Consider the following 25,480-nt stretch of genomic DNA (forward strand, 5'->3'; position numbering starts at 1 on the left):
TGTTAACAGCGTATTTTTTTAAGACTCTAATCAAGCGTTATACTAACCCTATCATAGAAAGACGAAGACAAATCATAATCATGAAAACCTATTTAGTCGGCGGCGCAGTACGCGACCAGTTGCTCAATCTCCCCGTGACGGAAAGAGACTGGGTCGTGCTAGAGGAAACGCCGGAATCGATGCTGAAAAAAGGATTTAACCCTGTAGGCAAAGATTTTCCGGTATTTTTACACCCCGAGAGCAGGGAGGAATATGCGCTGGCACGCACCGAACGCAAGACCGGCCCAGGCTACAAAGGATTCAGCATTCACAGCACACCAGACGTCAGCCTGGAACAAGACCTTCTACGCCGCGACTTGACTATTAATGCCATCGCAATGAGCTCGGAAGGCGAAGTCATCGATCCGTACAACGGTATTGCCGATCTAGAAAATCGGATCTTACGCCATGTCTCCCCAGCTTTCAGCGAAGACCCGGTAAGAGTGTTGCGCGTTGCACGCTTTGCCGCCCGTTATGCGCATTTAGGCTTTCAGATTGCCGATGAAACCTTGAGACTCATGCAACAAATGGTACGCGGCGGTGAAATCGACTATCTCGTTCCCGAACGCGTCTGGGCCGAGCTATATAAAGCGCTCATCGAAAGAACGCCATCGGCATTTTTTTATGCCCTCAGAGAATGCGGAGCGTTAGCTAAAATTTTCCCGGAAATAGACGCCCTCTTCGGGATTCCACAACCGCGGCAACATCACCCTGAAATCGACACCGGCATTCATACGATGCTGAGTCTCGAACAAGCGGCTCGCCTATCCGAGAAACCCGAAATACGTTTTGCGGTCTTAGTGCATGATCTCGGCAAGGCGATATCTCCGAAAGAACGACTTCCGCATCACTACGGCCATGAAAAAACCGGTCTGCCTTTGCTTGAGCAATTAGCCGACCGAATACGAGTACCGAATCATTATAGATCGCTCGCTAAACGGGTCATGCGCTACCACACACTTGCGCACAGAGCTTTCGAACTGCGCCCGGCTACCTTAACCGACCTGCTGTTAGATCTAGGAGCATTTAAAAATACCTCAACTCTAAAAGATTTCTTATTGGCTTGCGAAGCGGATGCGAGAGGCAGGGGCGGGACAGAAAACAACGCCTATCCGCAAGCCGATTACATTTTAAAAGCCGCTGAAGCGGCGGCAGCCATCGATATTTCCGGCGTACTCAAATCCGGCCTGGAAGGTGCGCAAATCGGTGCGGCAATTCGCAGGTTAAGGATACATGCGATTACCGAAAATCTAAAACAACAAAAAAATGCCAATGCAACCCAGTCTTGAATTAAAAAGACATTCGTCTTATATTGCCCTTTTAAACCATACATTGCACCATGCCATCTTTTGACATAGTTTCCGAATACGACTCGCACGAAGCGCATAACGCCGTCGACCAGGCTAATAGGGAAGTCACCACGCGTTTCGATTTTAAAGGCTCCGGCGCGACATACGAACTCAAGGACGACACAATCACAATGAGCGCGGGCTCGGAATTTCAATTGCAGCAGATGCTGGACATCTTGCAAATGAAACTGACCAAACGCGGCATCAACATTAGCTGCATGGAAATCAACGAACCCAAAACCACCGGCCGAACGGCTCAACAGATCGTAGAACTCAAACAAGGCATTGAATCGCTACTTGCCAAAAAAATCGTCAAGTTGGTCAAAGATAAGAAACTTAAAGTACAAGCGGCTATACAAGGCGAAAAAGTGAGGGTCACCGGTAATAAAAGAGACGACTTACAACAAGTCATTCAAATGCTCAAGGCGGAAAATTTTGAAATGCCGCTACAATTCAATAATTTTCGCGATTAAACCGAATCATAACCATACCACCCATCGTAGATCAAAATTCGGTACCGGGAGCCCGTCATTCCGCCATGGACTGGCGAAATCCAGTGCCATGAATGGCAAGCTTTTAAGGTACATAAGAGCCTGAATACAAAAATTACTTATTTTATGATGGCTTAACTTAATGGCAGTGACATGTAGGCTCTATGCCGAGCACCCCAGCGCCGAAATTTTACTGGCAATTACTGGCAATAAGAATGACACCGAATCAACGTAATTTTAAATATCGATAACCGATATAGCAGAATAGCACTAGGAACATCCAAACTGTCACCAACGGACCGACCACACCGTCATAACTGCTCACCAAATAAAGATTTGGCGATTGGGGATCGACGTTGAATAAGGACTTGTTAAACTTTATCTGCCAAACCCAAGCGGTGTGACAGCCAATACATAAAGCCAAGCTGTTCGGCACCCTCGACCTAACGACTCCCAGAAAAGCTCCGACCATGAACAACGCCAAAAAGGCGGACAAAATATCGGGGTTCAAGACATTTAGCAGCGCCTCTTTCAACAAAATGAATCCGCTAAAAAAGGTAACCTCTTCATTCGCAAAACGGCTATGACTATCGAGAAAATGCAGTATGCCGTAATAAAAAGAACTGATCAGTACCGCTCCGATCACCGGCATTCTTTGTTTCAGGCCGGCGAACAAAATGCCTCTAAAAATCGGCTCTTCGGCCAGCGATATCAATAAAGCCAATAAAAACCCAGTGACGAATTTTTGCAAAACCCAAGCAAAAGACCAGGATCGCGCCTCATCGATGACATGAACGCCCGTGAGGTAGAGCACGATAAAAACCGGTAGCAACGTCAAAACCCCTAAGCCTAACCCGTAACCGAACTGCCGCAGCATCGTAGCCTTATCGGCAAACCCCAGATCCCGGCCCTTGAGATGAAGCACCGCCATGACCGGAAAAATACTCAATACCAAGAATAACTTACCGACCTTACTGATGATTTTATGCAGCGGAAACTGATCGCCGAAACCCAGCCATATCAAATAGCCCAGCACGCAACCCAGCGACGCCGCCACCAACAAGACCGCCAGTGGCATTAGAATATAAACAAGATATTTCATGATTGTGTGCTACCTCCGAAATCGCCCCACAGCATCTGTAGAGAAGCAATCGAAGCCAACGCTGCCGTTTCGGTACGCAAGACTCTGGAACCCAGACGAACCGGTATAAACCCCTCAGCTTTGGCTATATTCCGCTCATGATCGGCAAATCCGCCCTCCGGACCGGATAACAAGGTAACTTGATTATTTAGCGGCTTAAGCTCAGACAAACGCGTTTCGGCATAGGGATCCAAGAAAATTCTCAGGCCTGCTTGTTTATCGACCCAATCGGTCAAATCGACAATCGGATTCAATACCGGTAAAACGGTTCTGCCGCATTGTTCGACCGCATGCTGCACGATTTTTTGCCAATGCGTCAAGCGTTGCTGTTGCTTTTCACCTTTCAATTGGACGACGCAGCGCTCGGTCACCAACGGAGTGATGCGGTTAACACCTAATTCCACGGCTTTCTGCACAGCCCAATCCATCTTGTCCCCTCGCGATATCGCAAGTCCCAAATTGATCGTCAAATTAGACTCAACTTTTCGGTCATGCCATTGCCCCAGATCCAGAGCAACTCTTTTTTTGCTCGCTTCTGCAACAACCGCTGTATATTCGCCGCCCGTGCCATCGAAAACGATCAAGCTCGAATCTTTCTTCAGTCGTAAAACCGTTCTGACATAATGTGCAGCATCGTCGTCAAGCTCTACGGTTCGATTTTTGCCAAGACCTTCTTGCACATATAAACGGGAAACTCTCATCTCAAATACCCATGACCTGTGAGTTATACTTCGCGCGGTCACAAAAAAAGGGCTTTCGCCCTTTTCTCGATAAACCATCGATTCTTTTTGATTAATCCGATAAATTCAAATTATTCCAAATCGCCAACGTTGGCGCGGATTGATTCATCGTATAAAAATGCAATCCCGGGGCGCCATTATCCAACAATTGCTGACATAAACGCGTTACGACATCGCAACCAAACGCGATGATTTGCTCCTTATCGTCACCAAAGCCTTCCAGCTTTTTCCTTAGCCAGCGTGGAATGTCCGCGCCGCACATATCGGAAAAACGGAATAATTGCGAATAATTCGTAATCGGCATGATACCGGGAACAATCGGAATATCGATACCCATTTTTTCGCAGGCATCGACAAAATAAAAATAAGACTCTGCGTTATAAAAATACTGCGTAATCGCGGCATTCGCACCGGCATCGACTTTGCGTTTGAAATTCTTTAAATCCTCAGCAGCACTTCGCGCCTGAGGATGGGTCTCGGGGTAGGCAGCGACATGAATCTGAAAATAATCGCCGGTTTCGCTACGAATAAAGTCGACCAATTCATTGGCATATCGAAATTGCCCGGCCGACATCATCCCGGACGGCAAATCGCCTCTCAACGCGACGATTTTTTTTATCCCGTTCGAACGATAACCGTGCAAAATCTCTCTGATATTTTCATGCGTCGATGCAACGCAAGACAGATGAGGCGCAGCAGCAACGCCGCGCTCTTGTATTTTGACAACCGTATCGAAGGTCTTATCCCGCGTCGACCCGCCGGCCCCGAAAGTCACCGAAAAGAAATCGGGATTTAATCGGCTCAATTTTTCATGTACCGCCTGCAAACTTTCCTCGCCGGCTTCGGTCTTGGGCGGATAAAATTCGAAACTGAACAGTTTGGGATATTTTTGTTGTGTTTGCATGATTTCAGAGTATTGAAACAACAGACAAGCCAATTAATGGCTTGTCTGTGTCTACATCGATCAATAACGGTAATGTTCGGGCTTGAACGGTCCGTCCACAGGCACATTGATGTATTCGGCTTGCTTCTCAGTCAATCGGGTCAATTTCACACCCAATTGATTTAGATGCAATGCTGCGACTTTTTCATCCAATTTTTTAGGCAATACATAAACTTTGTTTTCGTACTTATCCGCATGGTTCCATAGTTCGATTTGCGCCAAAACCTGATTGCAGAACGAGTTAGACATGACAAAGCTTGGATGACCTGTCGCACAACCTAAATTGACTAAACGCCCTTCGGCTAATACGATTAAACGCTTGCCGTCCGGGAAGATGACATGATCGACTTGCGGCTTGATGTTTTCCCATTGGTATTGACGCAACGAAGAAATTTCGATCTCGGAATCGAAATGCCCGATATTGCAGACAATAGCTTGATCCCGCATCGCCGCCATATGGTCATGCGTGATCACATTGAAATTACCGGTTGCCGTGACAAAAATATTGGCAATCGGCGCAGCTTCTTCCAACGTAACGACACGATAGCCTTCCATCGCCGCTTGTAATGCGCAAATCGGATCGATTTCGGTAATCCATACGGTCGCCCCCAAGCCACGTAACGATTGAGCACAACCCTTGCCGACGTCGCCATAACCGCAGACGACTGCAATTTTACCGGCAATCATGACATCGGTCGCGCGCTTGATACCGTCAACCAAAGATTCGCGGCAGCCGTAAAGATTATCGAATTTCGACTTGGTGACCGAATCATTGACATTGAAGGCCGGCACCAACAATTTGCCTTTAGCAACCATTTCAGTCAACCTCAGCACGCCCGTGGTCGTTTCCTCGGAAAGCCCTTTGACATCGGCCATCAACTCAGGATATTGCTGATGCATCATCAAAGTCAAATCGCCACCGTCATCCAAAATCATATTCGGACGCCAGCCGTTCGGGCCTTCGATGGTTTGCACAATACACCATTCGGCTTCTTCCTCGGTTTCGCCTTTCCAAGCAAAAACAGGAATGCCTTTAGCGGCAATCGCCGCAGCCGCATGATCCTGTGTCGAAAAAATGTTGCAAGATGACCAGCGAACTTCAGCACCCAGTGCGATCAAGGTTTCGATCAACACTGCCGTTTGAATCGTCATATGCAAACAGCCGGCAATGCGTGCGCCTTTCAGCGGCTGCTCACTGCCGAATTCCTCGCGCAAAGCCATCAAGCCAGGCATTTCGGTTTCGGCGATATTGATTTCCTTACGGCCCCACTCGGCCAGGTTAATATCTGCGACTTTGTAGTCCGGTTGAGTCATTGTTATCTCCTAAATTTACTTAAAGTCCGGCTGCATCTCTCAATGCATCGGCTTTATCGGTTTTTTCCCAACTGAAGGACGCTTCGGTTCTACCGAAATGACCGTATGCAGCAGTCGCCTGATAAATCGGCTTCAATAAGTCCAAAGCTGCGATTAAACCTTTCGGCCTTAAGTCGAAATGGTCCCGAATTATCTGTACCAATCTTTCTTCGCCGACTTTTCCGGTCCCGAAAGTATCGACGCTGATCGAAGTCGGTTCGGCAACACCGATCGCATAAGAAACTTGAATTTCACAGCGTTCGGCAAGTCCTGCCGCAACGATGTTTTTTGCGACGTAACGTGCCATGTAAGCAGCGGATCTATCCACTTTCGAAGGATCCTTGCCGGAAAACGCGCCGCCACCGTGTCTCGCCATCCCACCGTAGGTATCGACGATGATTTTACGGCCGGTTAAACCGCAATCGCCGACAGGCCCGCCGATCACGAAATTACCGGTCGGGTTGATAAAATATTTGGTGTCTTTGTGCAGCCACTCTTTCGGCAGGACATGCAGAATAATCTCATCCATGACCGCTTCATGAATCTGCTTCGCGCCGATTTCGGGTGAATGCTGAGTCGATAATACGACTGCGTCGATCGCGACCGGCTTATTGTTCTCATAACGGAAAGTAATTTGGCTTTTCGCATCCGGTCTAAGCCATGGCAGGGTTTTATTTTTACGAACTTCGGCTTGGCGTTTGACCAACAAATGAGAATAAGTGATCGGAGCCGGCATCAACACGTCGGTTTCATTGGTTGCATAACCGAACATCAAGCCTTGATCGCCGGCGCCTTGCTCATGATTATCGGACTCATCGACGCCCATCGCGATATCGGACGACTGCTTACCGATTGCGTTTAAGACCGCGCAACTTTGGCCGTCGAAACCGATATCACCATGATCGTAGCCGATATCACAGACGACCTTTCTGACCAGTGCTTCGGTATCGACCCAAGCATCAGTCGTAATTTCGCCGGCTAAAATAACCATGCCCGTTTTAACCATTGTCTCGCAGGCCACCCGCGAGCGCGGATCTTGTTCCAGTAATGCATCCAATACCGCATCTGAGATTTGATCCGCGACTTTATCCGGATGACCTTCCGAAACCGATTCTGATGTAAAAATAAAATTATTGCTCACGACACCGCCTTTTATATCTATTGCCTAATACACAAAAGGCTGCATGAGCAGCCTTTTTAACTATGGTGGGCCCTGTAGGACTTGAACCTACGACCTGCCGATTATGAGTCGGACGCTCTAACCAACTGAGCTAAGGGCCCTTAATTTTTTATTCGCCGTCCAGAAAGCATCGCAATTGTTCGGATCTCGACGGATGCCTCAGTTTTCTTAATGCTTTTGCTTCTATTTGCCGTATCCTTTCACGAGTCACATCAAACTGCTTACCGACCTCTTCCAAAGTATGATCGGTATTCATATTAATTCCGAAACGCATTCTTAAAACTTTCGCTTCCCTAGCGGTCAATCCGGCCAACACATTTTGAGTTGATTCTCTAAGCCCTGCAATCGTCGCCGATTCAATCGGGGATAATACTTTAGCATCTTCTATGAAATCCCCCAAATGAGAATCTTCATCATCGCCAATCGGTGTTTCCATCGAAATCGGTTCTTTCGCAATTTTCAATACCTTACGAACTTTATCTTCAGGCATTTCCATGCGCTCGGCCAGTTCTTCAGGAGTCGCTTCGCGGCCCAATTCTTGCAGAATCTGTCTTGAAATCCGATTTAATTTATTTATCGTTTCGATCATATGCACCGGAATTCTAATCGTTCTGGCCTGATCGGCTATTGAACGAGTGATCGCCTGTCTGATCCACCAGGTCGCATAAGTCGAAAACTTATAACCGCGGCGGTACTCGAATTTATCGACCGCCTTCATTAAACCGATATTGCCTTCCTGAATCAAATCCAGGAATTGCAAGCCGCGATTGGTATATTTTTTCGCGATCGAGATAACCAGCCTTAAGTTCGCCTCGATCATCTCTTTCTTAGCGCGCCTGACTTTTGCTTCGCCAATCGACATGCGACGATTAATATCCTTGATGTCGCTAACGGATAAGCCATAAGTGCTGGCAATATCGGCCAATACCGATTGCGCCTTCTTGATTTCCTGCTCATTCTCAGAAATGACCTGATTACCAATACCCGTCGATCGCAGGTATTGCACCAACCATTCGTAATCGGTCTCATGCCCGGTCATTGCAATAATAAATTCTTTGCGACTCATTTTGGCTTCATTGACACACAGATCCGCTATTAACTTTTCCTTTTCACGGATAAGGGCGACCGCCTCGGAAACGGTAGCTGTCAACCTTTTAAAATATTGCGGAGCCCATTTAAACTCGAGAAAACTTTCCGCAAGTTCATCCAGCTTTTCATTGACCTTAGGATCACCATAACCATGTTTCTTAATTGCCGCCGCCGCCGATTTATGCAGTTTACGCAGCACTTCGACTTTTTCCTTAACTTCATTATAGTCAAGTCCTTTGACCTCATCTTCGTCGGCTTGCTCGTCGACCGAGTCGTCATTAGCCGCTTGACTACTAAATACTGTCTCCGGCTCACTGAGATCGACGAATCCCGAAACTAGGTCTGTCAAACGAACACCACCCTCTTCGTCCGATATAGAATCGAAGGCGCTAATGAATTCATCAACGACTTTGCAGGATCGAGAAATCGCTCTGACAACCTGTTGTTGTCCTTCTTCTATACGTTTGGCGATTTTTAGTTCGTCTTCCCGATTCAGTAATTCAACCGATCCCATTTCCCGCATGTACATGCGAACCGGATCGGTAGTTCTACCGAACTCGCTATCAACCGAAGCTAAAGCAGCCACTTCGTCATCATCATCCTCATCACCGGTAACCGCAGCGCCGTCGGTAATCAGCGAGTCTTCATCGGGGGCATCCTCATAAACTTGAATACCCATGTCGTTGATCATGCCGATGATATCTTCTATCTGTTCCGGATCGGCAATATCGCTGGGCAAATGATCGTTAACCTCGGCATACGTCAAGTAACCTTGCACCTTACCTTTGGCTATCAATTGTTTAAGTTGGGACTGCTGTTGTTCTTGATTCATCACTCACTCACAGAATACGATCAGCACAATTACGCTGAACAGGAAATTATACAACATATTCTTTTTTATGTTAATACGAATTCCCTTTTATCGGCTTACCAGTAACCTCCCTAATATTTCCCGCTCCTCTCGACTTAAGCCTTCCGCCGACTCTTTTTCTAATAACTGCTCAATACGACCTTCTCTCGCTTGCGCATTCAATCGTTCCAAAGCGTCTGAAAATTCGGCACGAACCCCTTCCTCGGGAACCATCACATCCAAAAAAACCAGTTGCTTCACAACTTTCTCGCTGTGTCGTCCGCGAAATAATTCTAAAAGCATGGAAAGATTTTTTGGATATTCGCTCGAAATCAGATCGACAACCTCCTTAAACAATTCTTTGCCGGGAAAGTTCAAACTCTCCCAATCAAGCTCTTTTTGCTCGACAACCTCGATTAATTCGGGATTTTGCAACAGCAATGAGATTGCCACCCTTGCAGGAGACAAGCGCTTTTTATCCCTATGGACGGCAGCCTTGGGCACCTTTGAGAGTGTAGCCGTATTTTCTAAAACGTCCAGTTTATTGAAACCCGATAAATTCTGGAGTCTTTGATACATCATCTCCCTGAATACGCCGACCGGCAATTGCTCTAAATACTTTTTCGAACGGTTAATCAACTGAGCGCGACCCTCCATCGACTCAAGCGACAATTCGTCTTGAACTCGTCCGAAAAAATATTCGGATAGGGTTGCTGCCGAAGCAATACCACGCTCGAATGCAGCAACACCTTCCGCCCTAATTAACGAATCGGGATCCTGACCTTCGGGCAGCAGCATGATTTTTACATGCCGGCCATCTTTCAAACAAGGAAAAGTTGCCTCCATCGCACGCCAAGCCGCCTCTTTTCCGGCTTTGTCGCCATCGAAACAAAACACTAATTCCGAACTGAACCGGAATAATAATTCCATATGCGCCTTGGACGTCGACGTACCTAGGGTCGCAACGGCATAGCCGATACCGAACTGAGCCAAAGCCACCACATCCATATAGCCCTCGACCACCAGAATCCGTTCCGGCCTTGAATGGCTTTGCAGTAATTCATAAAGCCCGTAAACTTCATTACCTTTAGAAAATATGGGCGTTTCCGGTGAATTCAAGTATTTCGGCAAAGAATCATCCAATACCCTCGCACCGAAACCTACGACGCGCCCACGCTTATCGCGGATAGGAAACATGACTCTACCGCGGAAGCGATCATATCCGCCCCCACCCTCCTTGCTAACAAGCAAACCGGCTTTAGTAAGCGCCACAAAATTGAAACGGGAAGCCAACGTATTCCAGCCTTCAGGCGCATAACCCAATTGATACGTCTTAGCGATGGCACCGCTGACACCACGGCGCTTTAAATAATCGATCGCCTTCTTGCCGTCTTCGCTCGCTAATTGTTCGGCATAAAATCCGGCTACTTGATCCATCAAGTCGAAGAGAGGCCCGACATCGCTCCGGGAGCTTCCTGCCGGCGCTACAAATGACTCGCGCGGCACCGAAACACCGACAAATGCAGCCAGATCTTCGACCGCCTCGACAAAATCCAAATGACTAAAATCCATCAAGAAGCTGATGGCATTGCCGCTGGCTCCGCATCCAAAACAATAAAAGAACTGTTTTTTACGATTAACCGAAAAACTAGGCGTTTTTTCTGAGTGAAACGGACAGCGCGCTACAAAGTTGCTACCCGTTTTTTTTAAAGGAACGTGCGAGTCGATTAAATCAACGATGTCAACTCGCAGTAGGAGATCATTAATAAAGTCTCGAGGAATTCTACCGGACATAGATTACCCGGAACTCAAACTTTAAAACACGAATTGGACTATCACCCTGCTAAAACGGCTTTAATTTTTGCACTAACGATCGACATATCGGCGCGACCTTGCATTTTATCTCTCAACAACCCCATCACCTTACCCATATCCTTAACCGACTCGGCACCGGATTGCTGAACCGCTTCGGCAATCATTTGATCGATTTCCTGCTCGGTTAATGCCTGCGGCAAATAATCCTGAATCACCAAAATCTCGGCTTCTTCGACCTCGGCCAAATCCATCCGGTTTGCTCCGGTGTACTGCCTGATCGACTCTCGCCGCTGCTTGACCATTTTATCAAGCACAACAATGATCTGATCGTTATCGAGTTCAATACGCTCATCGACCTCGCGCTGCTTGATGGCCGCCATGATTAAACGTATCACGGCAAGCCTCGCTTTATCGCCGCCTTTCATGGCGGCCTTCATATCTTCCCTGATACGGTCTTTTAGTAATTCCATACCGATCTCGATTCCGGACGAATTATAATTGCGGACGACCGCGGCGCAGATTTTTCAATGCATAACGTTCGCGAGCCAATTTTTTTAAATGACGCTTGATCGCCGCAGCACCTTTTCTTTTGCGTTCGGCAGTGGGTTTTTCATAGAATTCACGACGTCTGACTTCGGACAGGACACCGGCTTTCTCGCAAGCACGTTTAAAACGGCGAATAGCAATATCGAATGGTTCGTTTTCTTTAACTTTTACTGACGGCATTATTAATAATCCAACTGTGTTAATATTTAAAAATTGAAGGACGATAGTCCCTATATAAAAAAGAACTCGTTATTATACGCCCTCTTAGCATTTTTTCAAAAATCCATGTACGTTTTAGGCTTAGAAACTTCCTGCGATGAAACCGGAGTCGCCATTTATCATTCCGAAAAAGGTCTCATCAACCATTTGCTCTACAGTCAAATCGACATGCACAGCGAATACGGCGGCGTCGTTCCCGAACTGGCCTCGCGCGACCATATTCGCAAACTCGTCCCGCTGATCAAACAATGCATAAACGAAGCCGGACTAACGAGCCGAGATATCGGCGGTATTGCCTATACAGCGGGGCCTGGACTAATGGGCGCCTTGCTAGTCGGCGCGGCTACGGCAAACAGCTTAGCTTGGGCTTGGCGTAAACCGGCGATCGCGGTTCACCACATGGAGGGACACTTACTCGCGCCAATGCTGGAAAACGATCCGCCGTCATTTCCGTTTCTAGCCTTGTTGATTTCGGGAGGTCATACGATGCTGGTCGAAGTTAAAGGTATCGGCCGATATCGCTTATTAGGAGAATCGCTCGACGACGCTGCCGGCGAAGCCTTCGACAAAACCGCCAAAATGCTCGGTCTGGGTTATCCTGGAGGACCCAAACTATCCGAACTGGCTAAACGCGGTTCGCCACGCTTTAAATTCCCAAGGCCGATGACCGACCGACCAGGGCTCGACTTCAGTTTCAGCGGCCTAAAAACTTACACAATGAATGCATTGCACGACACAGCGCAATCCGATCAAGACAAAGCCGACATCGCCTTCGCATTTCAGACCGCCGTTGCCGAAACATTGAGTATCAAATGCAAGCGCGCACTACAACAAACCCGGCTGACCACATTGGTCGTGGCCGGCGGCGTCAGCGCTAATTCGACCATACGCCAATCTTTGACGGAAATGGCCGACAAAGAACGAGCCCTAATTTATTTTCCACGACCTGAATTTTGTACAGATAATGGCGCAATGATTGCCTATGCCGGTTGCCAGAGATTGATGGCCGACCAACACCAGGGAAGCGTTATATTTGCACGCGCACGCTGGCCGATTGAAGAACTGCCGCCGGTTTAACTGACTACTTAAATATAGTTCGACTTTATTGAAGGTGCGGGGCGTATCTGTCGAGGACCGCCGCTGCCGACATCCTCGTAAAACTCCCCCGAACTGCTAACTGCTAACTGCTAACTGCTAACTGCTAACTAAAATTATAAGCCATCGAACTATCCCCGCTTAATTTAGCTCTCCTCGCCGGCCAATAGCCTCTGTATGTTACTTTTATGACGCCACAATAATAATACGGTCATCAGCACACAAGACCCGACAAGACCTGGACTCTCGACAATGTACCATGCATACGCGGATGATAAGCTTGATGCAATCAATGCCGATAAAGACGAAATCTTGGAAATTTTATAAATTAACAGCCAAGTTGCAATAACCGCGAAGCCTAATGCCCAGGAAAAACCCAACAATACACCGACCGATGTCGCAACCCCTTTACCGCCTTTGAATCCAAAAAAAACCGGATACAAATGCCCAAGAAACGCCGCCAAACCGATCAAGGCCAACGCATCGACAGGCATGCCCAGTATTTTTGCTAAATACACAGGCAATAAGCCCTTCAACATATCGCCTAACAACGTAATGCCGGCCGCTTTTTTGCCGCCGATTCTCATCACATTCGTCGCTCCGGGATTTCCGGACCCCTGCTCACGAGGATCAGGCAACCCCATCATTCGACAAACAATAATCGCACTAGAAACCGAACCAGCCAAATACGCAAACACCACAAACAAGCTTTCAAGCATTATCTCACCTATCAACATAGAACTATATTTCCCCCAACATTCAATAAATTTGATGATATTTAAGGCCAATTGCTATAAATTTGCCTTATATCATTCTTATATCGATAATAACTCAACGACATAATAAACGGAAAATTCAATGGACATCATTTTTTTAGGTGGTCTGGAAATCGAAACGATCATTGGTATCTATGACTGGGAAAGAACCCAAAAACAGACCATTGTACTTGATATACAAATGGCCTTCGATATTAGCAAAGCAGCCGAGACCGACGATATCAAGCATGCCCTCGACTACAAGACCGTTTCCAAACGCATTATTTCGTTTGTCGAAGCGAGCGAATTTTTTCTAGTCGAAAAATTAATCGAAGAAATTGCTAGATTGATACAAAGCGAATTTCATGTACCATGGGTAAAAATCGTATTAAACAAAAAAGGCGCCATTCGCGGAGCCAGCGATGTCGGCATTATCATCGAACGAGGTGAAAAATAAATCATGGCGCGATGCTATATCAGCATAGGCAGCAACATCGACCGGGAAACCAATATTCCTTCAAGCCTACGTGCGCTCAAAAATCATTTCGGCGAACTGATCATTTCCAGCACTTACGAATCGGAAGCGGTCGGCTTCAGCGGCGATAATTTTTATAACCTCGTTGTGGGGTTCGATACCGATCTCGATGTCAAAAACGTAGCCAAGATACTCAAACAAATCGAATTGGAACATGGCCGAATTCGCGAGAGTAAAAAATTTTCCGCGCGAACACTAGATCTTGATTTACTGTTATACGATGATCTAATTATCGAAGATGGCCGATTACAAATACCTCGAAAGGAAATCGAACAATACGCCTTCGTCCTTGAACCGCTCGCTGAAATTGCTCCGGCCAGCAAACATCCGATTAGCCGATTATCTTATAAAGAATTATGGCAAAATCTAGATAAAAGTAATCTCAAACAAGCGCGCATTCTGCCTGATTGGCCTCTTAGAAACGGAGACGGAATAAATTAAGGATTTCGTGATAAATAACGTCCTGGAACTATGGGCTTTGTTGAGGGTTCGGTAACTCGCTTGGCAGGACGCTGCACCTAAATTATCCAAGACAATTAACCATAGGCTAATAGACTATGAAATTTAGGTGCTAGGTAAATACGTCCCGTGTGCTTGCTGCCAATCGAGCAACCGAACCTTCCATAAAATAGGGAAGTTATTTACGACCAAATCCTAAACGGCACACGCACGATTTTGGTTTTAGTTCAAGGAGCGGGCTTCCCACTTAAGGCGGGACAAAAGCACTAAGGATTACCTGATTAGCAAGTTTCTTCAGCTAAAGCCCAAAGATCAGCATATCCTTAGCAGGACGGGGTTCGCAAGCCATGCGCGTCAAGCTAAAAACGGCCAACCCGCATCACGCTCTTTCCAAAGCTCCAGCTCTCATCGTTATACATATGTCAAAAATTACCCTTTTGCAATCTTAACCAATGAGACCTCGATACTTTTTATTGCCATTTAACACCCTTGGATCTCCCTCACCTAACGCTCACTGCCATTAAGTTAAGGGAAGCCCGTCATTCCGCCATGGACTGGCGGAATCCAGTGCCATGGATGGCAAGCTTTTGAGGCAAAGTAGATCCTGGATACAAGCATTACTTAATTCTGTGATGGCTTAACTTAATGGCAGTGTCACCTAACGCTAGGTGATCCGCGTAGGGTACGCTATGCGTACCATGGTAACCCCGCGATGTTAATTTCATGTGCCAACCGAACCGCTAGGGCACGGCTTTGGTACGCGCAGCGTACCCTACAATTTATGTATAACGATGAGAGCTCCAGCTTGGGAAAGACACCCCGGAAGCTCCAGCTTCCTGTGACCGACACAACCTCCGCACATTCTCAATCAATCCCGACTCGCTCGCTCGTTCAATCTTTCTTGATTGTCGGGAAGCTAGAGCTTCCCGAACAGGTTACCCAAGCTGGAGCTTGGGTAACAGCATATTTTAGTTTTTGCGACTACGACTAGCCTCTGCTCGGACACTTGGCTTCGGTAAGCTGAAGCCTCTTGCTAATCAAAAAGGATTAACCGTTCGCCCTGAGCCCTTCGGCTGAGCTCAGGAGAGCCCTGTCGAAGGGTGGACGGTTAATCCGCCCATGGTTCGACAGGCTCACCACGAACGGATTAACCTTAAACTCACCAAGAACGAATTAACCTTAAACTGTCCCGCGTCAAGTGAGTAGCCAAGGAGCGCAAACAGGTGTATAGCTGACTATGTAACTGTTTGTGTAGCTCAGAAGGCCTATGGGTTGCCAAATCTATAAAAGCACCCCCTTAATCAAGGATCTATTTATAACTTCGTTATTCTTTATTAAAATTTAGGCTATGCTTTTTTACTATCTGCTATTCAAATTTACTCGATAAAAAATCGAATCGATTAGTTTTTTCATACCTACCTAATATCCCGCGGATTCAACTATCAATCGCTATGAATTTACGATGACCTCGTCCCCTTCCCCCACAAACCGCGGACTCGATAAATCTTTCGAGTCGTTTAGCGCGGATTTACATCGATTGGCGAAGCAACAACTGCAAGAACACGTAGGCGCGAGAACCTTCAAGCTTGTTTATCAACAACAAGCTTTTTGGATTAAACAGAGCCAGATTGCTCACCGTAGCATTTGGCATTGGCTAGGAACCGTTGTCGCGATATTGAGCCGCAACCCCTTGCTAAAGTCCACCGTCGCAACAGGAGGGCCCGAGGCATTGAAAGCCGAGGCTAGCCGCTTGAGAAAGCTTGCTGCTTTAGGCATTAGCGTTCCTCAAATCGTTGCCGAAGGCAAGGGCTGGTTCATGCTTAATGATATCGGCCGCCCATTGACGGGCTGGATTAGAGACTCCAAAGTTTCTAGGGAACAAAAATGCACAATCGTCAAAAAGGCCTCCGAACAATTGGCCTTGCTTCACAGTCAAGGGCTCTGGCACGGCCGCCCCGCTTTCAGAGACATGGCTTACGATGGTCAATCCTTCGGTTTTTTAGATTTCGAAGAAGATCCGAGCAGCATACTGACTCCGGATCAATGCATGATGCGCGATGCCTTGCTTTATTTCCATAGCTTACATCGATACCTAGCCGATGATCGAACCATGATCCTAGAAGCAATCGAATCCTACCGACAGCTGGCGCCTAATTCGACTTGGCGCAATACCCTTTCCTTCGCAAGACAAGTTTGGCTGATTTACGGACTGCTTGCTTTGCTGCACCGTTATTTAGGAAAGGATGCAAAATACGCTTACCAAACCCTCAAAACCCTAAGAAACTACGGCAACTAAAGACGATTCCCCAAATGCGTTCGCTGAAGGGTTAGCAAAACAATGTTCTCCCTCCATCGACCGCAATGACTTGGCCAGTAATGTAATCTGCGTCCTTGATTAAAAACCGTACTGCGCGAGCAATATCCTCGGGCGCGCCGCTGCGTTTCAGCGCAATCCGTTCGACAATTTCTTGTTTAACCGCTTCCGACATATCCTGCTCCGGCCATAAAATTGCACCGGGCGACACTGCGTTGACCCTGATGTCCGGGCCTAGCTCCTTGGCCATAACGCGGGTCATCGCCACTAAGCCGGCCTTGGCTATACTATATACCGGATAACCTTTGAGTCCCCGTTCCGCATGAATATCGGTAATATTCACGACACAACCCCGCCTTGCCGAAAGCTCCTTGATTAAGGCTTGCGTTAAAAAAAACGGCGCTTTGAGATTACTGCCGATCAACTCATCCCAGTCATGCTCGGAAACTTGGCCGATTCCGGTCGGATAAAACGAAGACGCATTATTGACCAAGGCATCGATACCGCCCCAGGCCGTTTTCGCATAATCGGCCAACAATAACAATTCAGCCTTTACCGCCAAATCCGCCTTAATTGTCTGTGCCGAGTCGAGTCGAATGTCGTTCAACAAATCGCACAACTGCCGAGCACTACTCTCCGATGATCTATAATGCAACAAGATATTAAACCCGCTTTCATGCAACAACTTCGCGCAGGCCGCGCCAATACGCTTGGCGCCACCGGTAATCAATACATTTTTGCGCACGAACACCCCTTCTCGCTTATGAATAAAACCATACTACTCATCGGATTTTACTTATTAATTAACGCTTGTAGCGAATCGCCACCCACTCTTCCCGAGCTGCCCAAAAATGCAGTCATTCTCGCATTCGGCGATAGCTTGACTTATGGCACCGGCGCGTCTGACGGTGCCGACTATCCTCGCGTATTATCCAAATTGATAGCCCGCGAAGTCATCAACGAAGGCCTCCCTGGAGAAACCAGCCAATCGGGGGCACATCGCTTGCCGGCCTTACTCGACGAATATCGCCCGGATTTGTTGATATTGATTCACGGCGGCAACGACATGCTAAGGAAAATTCCTACCCAGGAAACCATTGACCATCTCAACTCGATGATCGCAGAAGCACAGCAACGCAATATCGGCGTGATTATGATGGGCGTCCCTAAGCCCGCGTTATTTTTGTTGGATAGTGCGGAATTTTATCGCACCATAGCCGAACAACATGGCATTCCGGCAGACCTGAATACACTGCCTGAATTACTCGGTAGTACCGAATTCAAATCGGATCCGGTTCATCTGAATCCTGCCGGCTACAGAAAGCTCGCTGAAAAAATTCGAGATTTATTGATCAAAACAGGCGCGCTGGCGCCAGCCTAAAGCTGAACGAAACAATAGAAAATTATCAATCTTTGTCGCTATCGTTAAAACTCTGCAATTGACCCGATAACGTCTCGGCGGGTTTACGCACAAATAATCGGGAAAACAACAAACCGAGTTCGAACAAAAGCCACATCGGAATAGCCAACAAAGTCTGAGATATTGCATCCGGAGGCGTCAAAAACATTCCGATGATAAAAGCGCCGACAATCACATAAGGGCGTTTTTCAGCCAAGGCTTTCGGGGTAACCAGACCGGTCCAGACCAATACGATCGTAAAAATCGGCACCTCGAACGCCAAGCCAAAGGCAAAAAACAAGGTCAGCACAAAATCGAGATATTTGGCGATATCGGTCATTACCGCGACCCCGGCGGGCGCGGCTGCGGTCAGGAAACCGAAGATCAAAGGAAACACAACGAAATAAGCAAACACAACGCCCAGATAGAACAGAAAGGTACTTGCAATCAAGAGCGGCAAAATCATGCGACGCTCGTTTCTATAGAGCCCCGGAGCGACAAAAGCCCAAAATTGATACAGAATGATCGGTACCGCAATAAAAATCGACAGTACCAAGGCTAACTTGAAGGGTGTAAAAAAGGGCGATGCGACATCGATCGCGATCATCGTACTGTTTTCCGGCAAGTGGGCAAGTAACGGCCCCGCCAGAAAACTATAAATTTCGTTAGCATAAGAAGCTAAAGCGAGAAACACGAGTAAAACCGACAAAACGACCTTTAACAGACGATTTCTCAGTTCAATTAGATGGGAAATAAACGGCTGTTCTTGCGTTTCGTCGAAGTTATCGCGGCTCATAGGATTTACTTGGATTTGCTTTGGTCTTCCGAAGCCGATTCAATGCTGGATTGAATCGAGTGTGCCGCTTCCTTGGTTTCATCCAAGGTTTTTTGTATCTCATCGAACGCCGATTGCTCTTTCAGCACTTGACGAATTTCCTCGGCTTGTAATTCCTGCTTGATTTCCGCTTTCACCGAGGCAACGGTATTCCGTAATTTACCCACCCAAAACCCGGCAATCCGAGCGGCTTTCGGCAACCTCTCCGGCCCGATGACCAATAAGCTGACCAAGCCGATCAGAATTAATTCCCAAAAACCGACATCGAACATAATTTAAACTTTGTCCTGTTCCGACGGCGCTTTTTCTTTTGACTTTTCGGTGTCGTCCTCGGCAAGTTGCTTATCTTCCTCGCCGTCTTTTACCGCCGAACGAAAACTTTTTATCGCCCCGCCCAAATCCGAACCGATATTGCGCAACCGCTTGGTACCGAACAAAACAATCACGATCACCAAAATAATCAACAATTGCGTGACACTCATGCCCATTTTTTAACTCCGGTTGTATTAGTGAATAGCGAATGATAGATGGTGAATAGTAAATGGAAAATCGTAAATTGAGTTCGTACTTTAGCTTTTTTGTTTATACATCGGGCTATTCAGCAGCATAAGCTTAAACGAAGGACACAATGAATCCGCTAATAAACATGGCTTTCCGCCATTCATTGACTATTCACTATTGACCCTTCTCTATTTCTCCCGGCTCGCTTTTTCCTCGAGTCCGGACAGTCCGAAACGACGTTGCAGCTCGCGCAACACATCATTTGGCCCCAGTCCTTGATGCGCCAACATCACCATGCTGTGAAACCAAAGATCGGCCGTTTCGTAAACGATTTTTTCTTTATCTCCATCCTTCGCGGCCATGACTGTCTCGGTCGCTTCTTCGCCTATCTTCTTTAAAATACTATCCAAACCTTTCGCATACAGGCTTGCGACGTAAGACTTGTCGGCCGACTCCTCTTTACGTTGCTCCAGAATTGTAGCCAGCTCTTGCAATACTTGATTCATTTTTTATAGATCGTTTGAGGGTCTTTCAAAACCGGTTCTGCCGCCTGCCATTGTTCGTCTTTCAAGGTTCGATAAAAACAGCTTTCACGGCCGGTATGACAAGCGATTCCGCCCTGCTGTTCAATTTTCAGCAAAATAACATCTTCATCGCAATCCAGATAAACCCCAAGCACTTTTTGCCGATGACCCGATTCCTCGCCTTTGCGCCATAATCGGTTACGGGAACGCGACCAATACACCGCATAACCTTCGCTAACCGTCAACGCCAGCGATTCGCGGTTCATCCAGGCAAACATCATCACCTTGCCACTATCGGCTTGCTGTGCAATGACCGGAACTAAGCCGTCACTGGTCCAGCGAATTTCATCCAGCCATATTTCACTCATGACAAACGCACCTCGATTCCTTTTGCCGCCATGTGCTCCTTGGCTTGTTGCACGGTATACTCGGCAAAATGAAAAATACTCGCTGCCAAGACTGCATCGGCCTTGCCTTCGAGAATGCCGTCAGCCAAGTGGTCCAAATTGCCGACCCCACCCGAAGCAATCACCGGCACGGCCACGGCCTCGCTGACCGCGCGAGTCAGGGCCAAATCGAAACCTTCGCGAGTTCCGTCCCGATCCATGCTGGTCAACAAGATTTCGCCGGCACCGTAATCGGTCATTTTTTTTGCCCATTCGACCGCATCGATACCAGTCGGCTTGCGGCCGCCATGAGTAAATATTTCCCAACGATCGGGTTGTCCCGCTTCGCTGACTTTTTTGGCGTCGATCGCAACGACGATACACTGCGAACCGAATCGTGAAGCCGCTTCGCGCACAAATTCGGGATTGCTAACCGCCGCACTATTGATACCGACTTTATCGGCACCGGCATTCAGCATGCGTCGGATATCGTCGAGGGTTCTGATACCGCCGCCGACCGTCAACGGAATAAAAACCTCGCCGGCCACTTGTTCGACCACATGCACGATCGTATCGCGATCATGATGCGTCGCGGTAATATCAAGAAAAGTCAGTTCGTCCGCGCCTTCTCGGTCATAACGCCTGGCGATTTCGACCGGATCGCCGGCATCGCGGATATCGACGAATTTTACACCCTTAACGACGCGCCCGTTATCGACATCCAAGCAAGGAATGATGCGTTTAGCCAGAGTCATCGATCAATCGCCGAAAGACTCGGCCAATTTCGCAGCTTCGGCAAAATCCAACGTTCCTTCATAGATTGCACGCCCTGTTATCGCACCGACAATACCATCGCCGACATGCTTGCCAAGCGCTTTGATATCATCCAAATTGGTTATGCCGCCCGAGGCGATCACTGGAATTCGGATCGAACGGGCCAATTCGGCGGTCGCCTCGACATTGACGCCGCTCATCATGCCATCGCGTGAAATATCGGTATAAATGATTGCCTCGACACCGTCTGCCTCAAATTTCTGCGCCATGTCGATCACATCATGATGGGAAAGTTTAGACCAACCGTCGATGGCCACTTTCCCATCTTTGGCATCGAGTCCGACAATGATATGCCCTGGAAATTCGATTGCGACATCTTTGATAAAGTGCGGCTCACTGACCGCTTTAGTGCCGATAATGACATATTGAACGCCGGCTTCGAGATACGCCTGAATCGTATCCTCGTCGCGAATACCGCCCCCGATTTGTACCGGTATATCTGGATAGGCTTCGACAATGCTCCGAATAATCGCGGCATTTTTCGGTTTACCGGCAAACGCACCGTCCAAATCCACCAAGTGAATGCGTTTGGCACCGGCTTCGACCCATTTTCCAGCCATACTCACCGGATCGTCAGAAAACACCGTATCGTCGTCCATCTTGCCCTGCCGCAAACGGACACATTTTCCTTCTTTCAAATCGATTGCAGGTATCAACAACATAAGATCAACATCCTCAAGATTTTAATGCCGGATTAACCGGACGCCCTATCAATTAACGTTAAATTGTCCATCCCACTGCAAAAAGTTTTTCAATAGCTGTAAGCCGGCTGATTGACTTTTTTCAGGGTGAAATTGCACGGCAAAAATATTTGCCTTTGCCAATGCACAGGCAAATGGTTTCGGATAATCCGAAGTACCGGATACGACTGATTCATCCTCGGGAACGGCATAATAGCTATGCACAAAATAAAATCGGCTGCCCGGTTCGATATTTTCCCAAAGCGGGTGAGGCTGTTGCTTAACTCGATTCCAACCCATGTGAGGAATTTTCAGCCGTTCGCCGTTTTTATCCTGAAGGTTATCAGAAAAGCGCCGCACATGGCCCGGAATGATATTCAAACACATTGTCGCATCGCTTTCCTCGCTATCGGTCAATAAAGCCTGCATGCCCAGACAAATACCGAGCATCGGTTTTTCTTGCGCGGCGGTCTTGATCGCCGAGGCAAGACCTGAGGTATTGAGCGCTTGCATGCAATCGCCGATCGCTCCAACGCCGGGGAAAACGATGCGATCGGCCCGCAAAACGGATTCGATATCGGATACGACCCTGACTTCGGTACGAGGGTCCGCATGTTGCAAAGCTTTAGCAATGGAATGCAGATTGCCCATTCCATAATCGATAACTGCGACTGATGACATAGTGAAGATAGGGTTACAGTGTTCCTTTGGTTGACGGCATCATTCCGGCCATTCGCGGATCTTGCGCGACCGCCATGCGTAACGCGCGGCCCATCGCTTTGAATATGGTTTCGGCAATATGATGCGCATTGGAACCTTTAAGGTTATCGATGTGCAAGGTCACGCCGGCATGGTTAACAAAGCCTTGGAAAAACTCTCGGAATAAATCGACATCGAAGCGGCCGATTGCGCCTCTAGGAAATTTGACATCGTACACCAATCCCGGACGACCTGAAAAATCGATCACGACGCGAGATAAGGCTTCATCGAGCGGCACATAAGCATGGCCGTAGCGATATAGGCCTTTTTTATCGCCGACCGCTTGAGCAAAGGCTTGACCGAGTGTAATACCGATATCTTCGACGGTATGATGGTCGTCAATATGCAGATCGCCTTTAGCGGTAACATCGAGATCGATCAAACCATGCCGCGCAATTTGATCCATCATGTGCTCGAGAAAAGGCACGCCGGTTGAAAAAACCGCGCGTCCGGTACCATCCAGATTAATTGCGACTGCTATTTGTGTTTCGAGTGTGTTGCGCTCGATTCGCGCGCTTCGTGAGGTCATAAAGACTGCGTTGTTAATAATTAGCGGGCTTATTCTACTATGAAAAAAATCAATTATGCAGCGATTCGCTGCTAATTAAAGACTAATCTTATTTTGTAAGCCTAGACGTACATAAATTTCAGCTTTGACTGACTTCTTTTTTAGTCATTTTGCGGCACAATAAGCCGTCGCCAAAACATAGGAGTTAGGGATAGATTTCGACAGGGTGTCGTAGGGACGATCGCATAAGCCAACCACTCGGCGATAAACGCCTCGAATCGCAAGTCGATTCGAGGCTTTTTTTATGCTTTTTAAGCAGCCGCGGCTCTCGATGCCTTTTTGCGCTCATGTTCCTGCAGCAATTTCTTACGCAAGCGAATCGATACCGGCGTCACCTCAACCAGTTCGTCTTCATCGATAAACTCCAAGGCTTGCTCCAGCGACATTTTCTGAATCGGCGTTAAAATCAGATTCTCGTCGGTTCCCGCCGCTCTGATGTTAGTCAACTGCTTCGCTTTAGTCGGATTCACAACTAAATCGTTGCTGCGGGAATGAATGCCGACCAACATGCCTTCGTACACTTCATCGGCATGCACCAAAAACAACTCGCCACGCTCCTGTAACGCAAACAAGGCATAGGCCAATGCTTTGCCTTGAGCCATCGAGACCAACACGCCACGTTTACGCGCACCCAATTCGCCTTTTTTGATAGGTCCGTAATGATCGAATACATGATACAGCAAACCTGAACCTGAGGTCGATGTCATGAACTCGGTTTGGAATCCGATTAAACCGCGCGACGGAATCATATACTCCAATCGAATACGGCCTTTGCCGTCCGGCACCATATTCAACAAATCGCCTTTGCGTTCGCCGAGTTTCTCCATAATCGTACCCTGATGAATTTCCTCTACCTCGATCGTCACGAATTCGAAAGGCTCGCATTTCTCGCCATCGATTTCTTTAATAATGACTTCCGGCCGGGACACACCCAATTCGAAGCCTTCGCGGCGCATATTTTCGATCAATACCGATAGATGCAGTTCGCCGCGTCCGGACACTTTAAACTTATCCGGGTCGTCGGTATCCTCGACTCTTAATGCGACATTATGCTGTAATTCTTTTTGCAAACGATCGCGAATTTGTCTCGAGGTCAGAAACTTACCTTCGCGTCCGGCAAACGGCGAGGTGTTGACTTGAAAAGTCATCGTCACGGTCGGCTCGTCGACCGACAAGGCCGGCAGCGCTTCTACCGCATCGGGATGACATAAGGTCTCAGAAATTTCCAGCTTATCGATGCCGGTAAACGCAATGATGTCCCCGGCTTGCGCTTCCGACACTTCGACGCGTTCCAGCCCATGGAAACCGAAGATTTGTAAAATACGACCTTTTCGGATCGCCCCTTCACGATTGATCAACGTCAACGGCATATTGGTTTTCACCTTACCTCGCTGAATACGTCCAATCCCGATCACGCCGACATAGGAGTTGTAGTCCAGGCTACTGACCTGCATTTGAAATGGTCCGTCCAAGTCGACAGCAGGCGGACTGACTTTTTCTACGATCGTTTCGAACAACGGCGTCATATCGCCGTCGGTCGCATCGGAATCCAAACTGGCATAACCATTGAGCGCCGACGCATAGACGATCGGAAAATCCAATTGCTCATCGGTCGCGCCAAGACGGTCGAACAAGTCGAAGGTTTGATCGACCACCCAATCCGGACGAGCGCCGGGGCGGTCGATTTTATTGATCACGACAATCGGTTTTAAACCCAATGCAAACGCTTTTTGCGTCACGAAACGAGTTTGCGGCATCGGCCCATCGACGGCGTCGACTAGCAGCAAAACCGAATCGACCATCGATAATACGCGCTCTACTTCTCCGCCGAAATCGGCATGGCCTGGGGTATCGACGATATTAATATGATAGCCGTTCCAATCCAACGCGGTATTTTTGGCCAGAATCGTAATACCCCGTTCTTTTTCAATGTCGTTCGAATCCATGATCCGCTCGGAAACCTTTTCATGGCTCTTGAACGTGCCGGATTGTTGCAACAATTTATCGACCAAGGTGGTTTTGCCGTGGTCTACGTGCGCAATGATTGCGATATTTCTTAAATTTTCGATCACTTAAATAAA

General features: G+C 47.7%; 28 protein-coding genes and 1 tRNA gene. 7 read left to right on the forward strand and 22 right to left on the reverse strand.

The features are described 5' to 3' along the window. Positions 1 to 80 precede the first annotated feature (80 nt). A complete protein-coding gene (locus METBU_RS24280; protein WP_017841377.1) occupies positions 81 to 1,328 on the forward strand; it encodes a multifunctional CCA addition/repair protein in 1,248 nt (415 codons plus the stop codon). Between the two features lie 50 nt (positions 1,329 to 1,378). Further along, positions 1,379 to 1,861: a YajQ family cyclic di-GMP-binding protein gene (locus tag METBU_RS0114825; RefSeq protein WP_017841378.1), complete on the forward strand. Its 483-nt coding sequence runs from the start codon at positions 1,379 to 1,381 to the stop codon at positions 1,859 to 1,861. A 244-nt stretch (positions 1,862 to 2,105) separates the two neighbouring features. Here METBU_RS0114825 and METBU_RS0114830 read toward each other — a convergent pair whose 3' ends face one another. The 10 genes from METBU_RS0114830 to rpsU form a co-directional block, all read right to left on the reverse strand. Further along, positions 2,106 to 2,981 (reverse strand): CPBP family intramembrane glutamic endopeptidase, encoded by an 876-nt coding sequence (locus METBU_RS0114830; protein WP_017841379.1) that lies wholly within the window; start codon positions 2,979 to 2,981, stop codon positions 2,106 to 2,108. Then, entirely contained in the window at positions 2,978 to 3,721 is a 744-nt protein-coding gene (locus tag METBU_RS0114835; protein WP_017841380.1) for a 16S rRNA (uracil(1498)-N(3))-methyltransferase, read from the reverse strand. Before METBU_RS0114835 ends, METBU_RS0114830 begins: the two co-directional genes overlap by 4 nt. A gap of 91 nt (positions 3,722 to 3,812) precedes the next feature. Further along, positions 3,813 to 4,664, reverse strand: a complete 852-nt coding sequence (gene metF, locus METBU_RS0114840) for a methylenetetrahydrofolate reductase [NAD(P)H] (protein WP_017841381.1) — start codon at positions 4,662 to 4,664, stop codon at positions 3,813 to 3,815. A gap of 60 nt (positions 4,665 to 4,724) precedes the next feature. Then, positions 4,725 to 6,017 carry an adenosylhomocysteinase gene (ahcY, locus tag METBU_RS0114845; protein WP_017841382.1) on the reverse strand — a complete coding sequence of 431 codons (1,293 nt, stop codon included), beginning with the start codon at positions 6,015 to 6,017 and terminating at the stop codon, positions 4,725 to 4,727. Between the two features lie 19 nt (positions 6,018 to 6,036). Continuing rightward, complete coding sequence (metK, locus tag METBU_RS0114850) at positions 6,037 to 7,197, reverse strand: methionine adenosyltransferase (RefSeq protein ID WP_017841383.1); 1,161 nt, start codon at positions 7,195 to 7,197, stop codon at positions 6,037 to 6,039. Between the two features lie 63 nt (positions 7,198 to 7,260). Continuing rightward, positions 7,261 to 7,337 (reverse strand) — tRNA-Ile (locus METBU_RS0114855). A gap of 8 nt (positions 7,338 to 7,345) precedes the next feature. Further along, positions 7,346 to 9,157, reverse strand: coding sequence for an RNA polymerase sigma factor RpoD (gene rpoD / locus METBU_RS0114860; protein ID WP_017841384.1), 1,812 nt, complete (start codon positions 9,155 to 9,157; stop codon positions 7,346 to 7,348). Positions 9,158 to 9,244: 87 nt separating this feature from the next. Further along, positions 9,245 to 10,969, reverse strand: coding sequence for a DNA primase (gene dnaG, locus METBU_RS0114865; RefSeq protein ID WP_017841385.1), 1,725 nt, complete (start codon positions 10,967 to 10,969; stop codon positions 9,245 to 9,247). A 41-nt stretch (positions 10,970 to 11,010) separates the two neighbouring features. Then, on the reverse strand, positions 11,011 to 11,460 hold the full coding sequence (locus METBU_RS0114870; RefSeq protein ID WP_017841386.1) for a GatB/YqeY domain-containing protein: 450 nt from the start codon (positions 11,458 to 11,460) through the stop codon (positions 11,011 to 11,013). Between the two features lie 22 nt (positions 11,461 to 11,482). After that, positions 11,483 to 11,716, reverse strand: coding sequence for a 30S ribosomal protein S21 (gene rpsU / locus METBU_RS0114875; RefSeq protein WP_014146611.1), 234 nt, complete (start codon positions 11,714 to 11,716; stop codon positions 11,483 to 11,485). Between the two features lie 105 nt (positions 11,717 to 11,821). Here rpsU and tsaD point away from each other — a divergent pair, with 105 nt between their 5' ends. Further along, complete coding sequence (gene tsaD / locus METBU_RS0114880) at positions 11,822 to 12,832, forward strand: tRNA (adenosine(37)-N6)-threonylcarbamoyltransferase complex transferase subunit TsaD (protein ID WP_017841387.1); 1,011 nt, start codon at positions 11,822 to 11,824, stop codon at positions 12,830 to 12,832. A 164-nt stretch (positions 12,833 to 12,996) separates the two neighbouring features. Here tsaD and plsY read toward each other — a convergent pair whose 3' ends face one another. Continuing rightward, entirely contained in the window at positions 12,997 to 13,572 is a 576-nt protein-coding gene (gene plsY, locus METBU_RS0114885; protein ID WP_201764901.1) for a glycerol-3-phosphate 1-O-acyltransferase PlsY, read from the reverse strand. Between the two features lie 136 nt (positions 13,573 to 13,708). Between plsY and folB the strand changes: the two genes are divergently transcribed. The 3 genes from folB to METBU_RS0114900 all read left to right on the forward strand — a co-directional run bounded on the left by folB (position 13,709) and on the right by METBU_RS0114900 (position 16,895). After that, complete coding sequence (gene folB, locus METBU_RS0114890; RefSeq protein ID WP_017841389.1) at positions 13,709 to 14,062, forward strand: dihydroneopterin aldolase; 354 nt, start codon at positions 13,709 to 13,711, stop codon at positions 14,060 to 14,062. 3 nt (positions 14,063 to 14,065) lie between these two features. Then, positions 14,066 to 14,581: a 2-amino-4-hydroxy-6-hydroxymethyldihydropteridine diphosphokinase gene (gene folK, locus METBU_RS0114895; RefSeq protein WP_017841390.1), complete on the forward strand. Its 516-nt coding sequence runs from the start codon at positions 14,066 to 14,068 to the stop codon at positions 14,579 to 14,581. Positions 14,582 to 16,061: 1,480 nt separating this feature from the next. Continuing rightward, positions 16,062 to 16,895 (forward strand): BUD32 family EKC/KEOPS complex subunit, encoded by an 834-nt coding sequence (locus METBU_RS0114900; protein ID WP_017841391.1) that lies wholly within the window; start codon positions 16,062 to 16,064, stop codon positions 16,893 to 16,895. A 31-nt stretch (positions 16,896 to 16,926) separates the two neighbouring features. Here METBU_RS0114900 and METBU_RS0114905 read toward each other — a convergent pair whose 3' ends face one another. Then, positions 16,927 to 17,664, reverse strand: coding sequence for a pteridine reductase (locus METBU_RS0114905; protein WP_017841392.1), 738 nt, complete (start codon positions 17,662 to 17,664; stop codon positions 16,927 to 16,929). 12 nt (positions 17,665 to 17,676) lie between these two features. On the opposite strand from METBU_RS0114905, the gene METBU_RS0114910 reads away from it, so the two are divergent. Beyond that, entirely contained in the window at positions 17,677 to 18,294 is a 618-nt protein-coding gene (locus METBU_RS0114910; protein WP_017841393.1) for a GDSL-type esterase/lipase family protein, read from the forward strand. 25 nt (positions 18,295 to 18,319) lie between these two features. On the opposite strand, the gene tatC is transcribed toward METBU_RS0114910, so the two are convergent. From tatC to typA, 10 genes are all read right to left on the reverse strand, one after another. Then, a complete protein-coding gene (gene tatC / locus METBU_RS24285; RefSeq protein WP_017841394.1) occupies positions 18,320 to 19,108 on the reverse strand; it encodes a twin-arginine translocase subunit TatC in 789 nt (262 codons plus the stop codon). A gap of 5 nt (positions 19,109 to 19,113) precedes the next feature. Further along, entirely contained in the window at positions 19,114 to 19,419 is a 306-nt protein-coding gene (gene tatB, locus METBU_RS0114920) for a Sec-independent protein translocase protein TatB (protein ID WP_017841395.1), read from the reverse strand. Positions 19,420 to 19,422: 3 nt separating this feature from the next. Next, complete coding sequence (gene tatA / locus METBU_RS0114925; protein WP_017841396.1) at positions 19,423 to 19,635, reverse strand: twin-arginine translocase TatA/TatE family subunit; 213 nt, start codon at positions 19,633 to 19,635, stop codon at positions 19,423 to 19,425. Positions 19,636 to 19,836: 201 nt separating this feature from the next. Further along, positions 19,837 to 20,154, reverse strand: coding sequence for a phosphoribosyl-ATP diphosphatase (locus METBU_RS0114930; protein ID WP_017841397.1), 318 nt, complete (start codon positions 20,152 to 20,154; stop codon positions 19,837 to 19,839). After that, positions 20,151 to 20,540 carry a phosphoribosyl-AMP cyclohydrolase gene (gene hisI, locus METBU_RS0114935; RefSeq protein WP_017841398.1) on the reverse strand — a complete coding sequence of 130 codons (390 nt, stop codon included), beginning with the start codon at positions 20,538 to 20,540 and terminating at the stop codon, positions 20,151 to 20,153. Before hisI ends, METBU_RS0114930 begins: the two co-directional genes overlap by 4 nt. Beyond that, positions 20,537 to 21,313 carry an imidazole glycerol phosphate synthase subunit HisF gene (hisF, locus tag METBU_RS0114940; protein WP_017841399.1) on the reverse strand — a complete coding sequence of 259 codons (777 nt, stop codon included), beginning with the start codon at positions 21,311 to 21,313 and terminating at the stop codon, positions 20,537 to 20,539. The genes hisI and hisF overlap by 4 nt, the downstream gene beginning before the upstream one ends. A 3-nt stretch (positions 21,314 to 21,316) precedes the next feature. Continuing rightward, positions 21,317 to 22,054 (reverse strand): 1-(5-phosphoribosyl)-5-[(5-phosphoribosylamino)methylideneamino]imidazole-4-carboxamide isomerase, encoded by a 738-nt coding sequence (gene hisA / locus METBU_RS0114945; protein WP_017841400.1) that lies wholly within the window; start codon positions 22,052 to 22,054, stop codon positions 21,317 to 21,319. A 48-nt stretch (positions 22,055 to 22,102) separates the two neighbouring features. After that, a complete protein-coding gene (hisH, locus tag METBU_RS0114950) occupies positions 22,103 to 22,753 on the reverse strand; it encodes an imidazole glycerol phosphate synthase subunit HisH (protein WP_026130250.1) in 651 nt (216 codons plus the stop codon). A 13-nt stretch (positions 22,754 to 22,766) separates the two neighbouring features. After that, on the reverse strand, positions 22,767 to 23,360 hold the full coding sequence (gene hisB / locus METBU_RS0114955) for an imidazoleglycerol-phosphate dehydratase HisB (protein ID WP_017841402.1): 594 nt from the start codon (positions 23,358 to 23,360) through the stop codon (positions 22,767 to 22,769). Positions 23,361 to 23,650: 290 nt separating this feature from the next. Continuing rightward, positions 23,651 to 25,471 (reverse strand): translational GTPase TypA, encoded by a 1,821-nt coding sequence (typA, locus tag METBU_RS0114960; RefSeq protein ID WP_017841403.1) that lies wholly within the window; start codon positions 25,469 to 25,471, stop codon positions 23,651 to 23,653. Between the last annotated feature and the right edge of the window lie 9 nt (positions 25,472 to 25,480).

This window comes from Methylotuvimicrobium buryatense 5G (assembly GCF_000341735.1).
Taxonomy (GTDB): Bacteria; Pseudomonadota; Gammaproteobacteria; order Methylococcales; family Methylomonadaceae; genus Methylotuvimicrobium; species Methylotuvimicrobium buryatense.

What these genes read in the sequence shown, in the direction of transcription:
- METBU_RS24280 (WP_017841377.1), top strand. Translation starts at nt 81, where the DNA reads ATGAAAACCTATTTAGTCGGCGGCGCAGTACGCGACCAGTTGCTCAAT.
- METBU_RS0114825 (WP_017841378.1), top strand. Translation starts at nt 1,379, where the DNA reads ATGCCATCTTTTGACATAGTTTCCGAATACGACTCGCACGAAGCGCAT.
- METBU_RS0114830 (WP_017841379.1), bottom strand. Translation starts at nt 2,981, where the DNA reads ATGAAATATCTTGTTTATATTCTAATGCCACTGGCGGTCTTGTTGGTG.
- METBU_RS0114835 (WP_017841380.1), bottom strand. Translation starts at nt 3,721, where the DNA reads ATGAGAGTTTCCCGTTTATATGTGCAAGAAGGTCTTGGCAAAAATCGA.
- metF (WP_017841381.1), bottom strand. Translation starts at nt 4,664, where the DNA reads ATGCAAACACAACAAAAATATCCCAAACTGTTCAGTTTCGAATTTTAT.
- ahcY (WP_017841382.1), bottom strand. Translation starts at nt 6,017, where the DNA reads ATGACTCAACCGGACTACAAAGTCGCAGATATTAACCTGGCCGAGTGG.
- rpoD (WP_017841384.1), bottom strand. Translation starts at nt 9,157, where the DNA reads ATGAATCAAGAACAACAGCAGTCCCAACTTAAACAATTGATAGCCAAA.
- dnaG (WP_017841385.1), bottom strand. Translation starts at nt 10,969, where the DNA reads ATGTCCGGTAGAATTCCTCGAGACTTTATTAATGATCTCCTACTGCGA.
- METBU_RS0114870 (WP_017841386.1), bottom strand. Translation starts at nt 11,460, where the DNA reads ATGGAATTACTAAAAGACCGTATCAGGGAAGATATGAAGGCCGCCATG.
- rpsU (WP_014146611.1), bottom strand. Translation starts at nt 11,716, where the DNA reads ATGCCGTCAGTAAAAGTTAAAGAAAACGAACCATTCGATATTGCTATT.
- tsaD (WP_017841387.1), top strand. Translation starts at nt 11,822, where the DNA reads ATGTACGTTTTAGGCTTAGAAACTTCCTGCGATGAAACCGGAGTCGCC.
- folB (WP_017841389.1), top strand. Translation starts at nt 13,709, where the DNA reads ATGGACATCATTTTTTTAGGTGGTCTGGAAATCGAAACGATCATTGGT.
- folK (WP_017841390.1), top strand. Translation starts at nt 14,066, where the DNA reads ATGGCGCGATGCTATATCAGCATAGGCAGCAACATCGACCGGGAAACC.
- METBU_RS0114900 (WP_017841391.1), top strand. Translation starts at nt 16,062, where the DNA reads ATGACCTCGTCCCCTTCCCCCACAAACCGCGGACTCGATAAATCTTTC.
- METBU_RS0114910 (WP_017841393.1), top strand. Translation starts at nt 17,677, where the DNA reads ATGAATAAAACCATACTACTCATCGGATTTTACTTATTAATTAACGCT.
- tatC (WP_017841394.1), bottom strand. Translation starts at nt 19,108, where the DNA reads ATGAGCCGCGATAACTTCGACGAAACGCAAGAACAGCCGTTTATTTCC.
- tatB (WP_017841395.1), bottom strand. Translation starts at nt 19,419, where the DNA reads ATGTTCGATGTCGGTTTTTGGGAATTAATTCTGATCGGCTTGGTCAGC.
- tatA (WP_017841396.1), bottom strand. Translation starts at nt 19,635, where the DNA reads ATGGGCATGAGTGTCACGCAATTGTTGATTATTTTGGTGATCGTGATT.
- METBU_RS0114930 (WP_017841397.1), bottom strand. Translation starts at nt 20,154, where the DNA reads ATGAATCAAGTATTGCAAGAGCTGGCTACAATTCTGGAGCAACGTAAA.
- hisI (WP_017841398.1), bottom strand. Translation starts at nt 20,540, where the DNA reads ATGAGTGAAATATGGCTGGATGAAATTCGCTGGACCAGTGACGGCTTA.
- hisF (WP_017841399.1), bottom strand. Translation starts at nt 21,313, where the DNA reads ATGACTCTGGCTAAACGCATCATTCCTTGCTTGGATGTCGATAACGGG.
- hisA (WP_017841400.1), bottom strand. Translation starts at nt 22,054, where the DNA reads ATGTTGTTGATACCTGCAATCGATTTGAAAGAAGGAAAATGTGTCCGT.
- hisH (WP_026130250.1), bottom strand. Translation starts at nt 22,753, where the DNA reads ATGTCATCAGTCGCAGTTATCGATTATGGAATGGGCAATCTGCATTCC.
- hisB (WP_017841402.1), bottom strand. Translation starts at nt 23,360, where the DNA reads ATGACCTCACGAAGCGCGCGAATCGAGCGCAACACACTCGAAACACAA.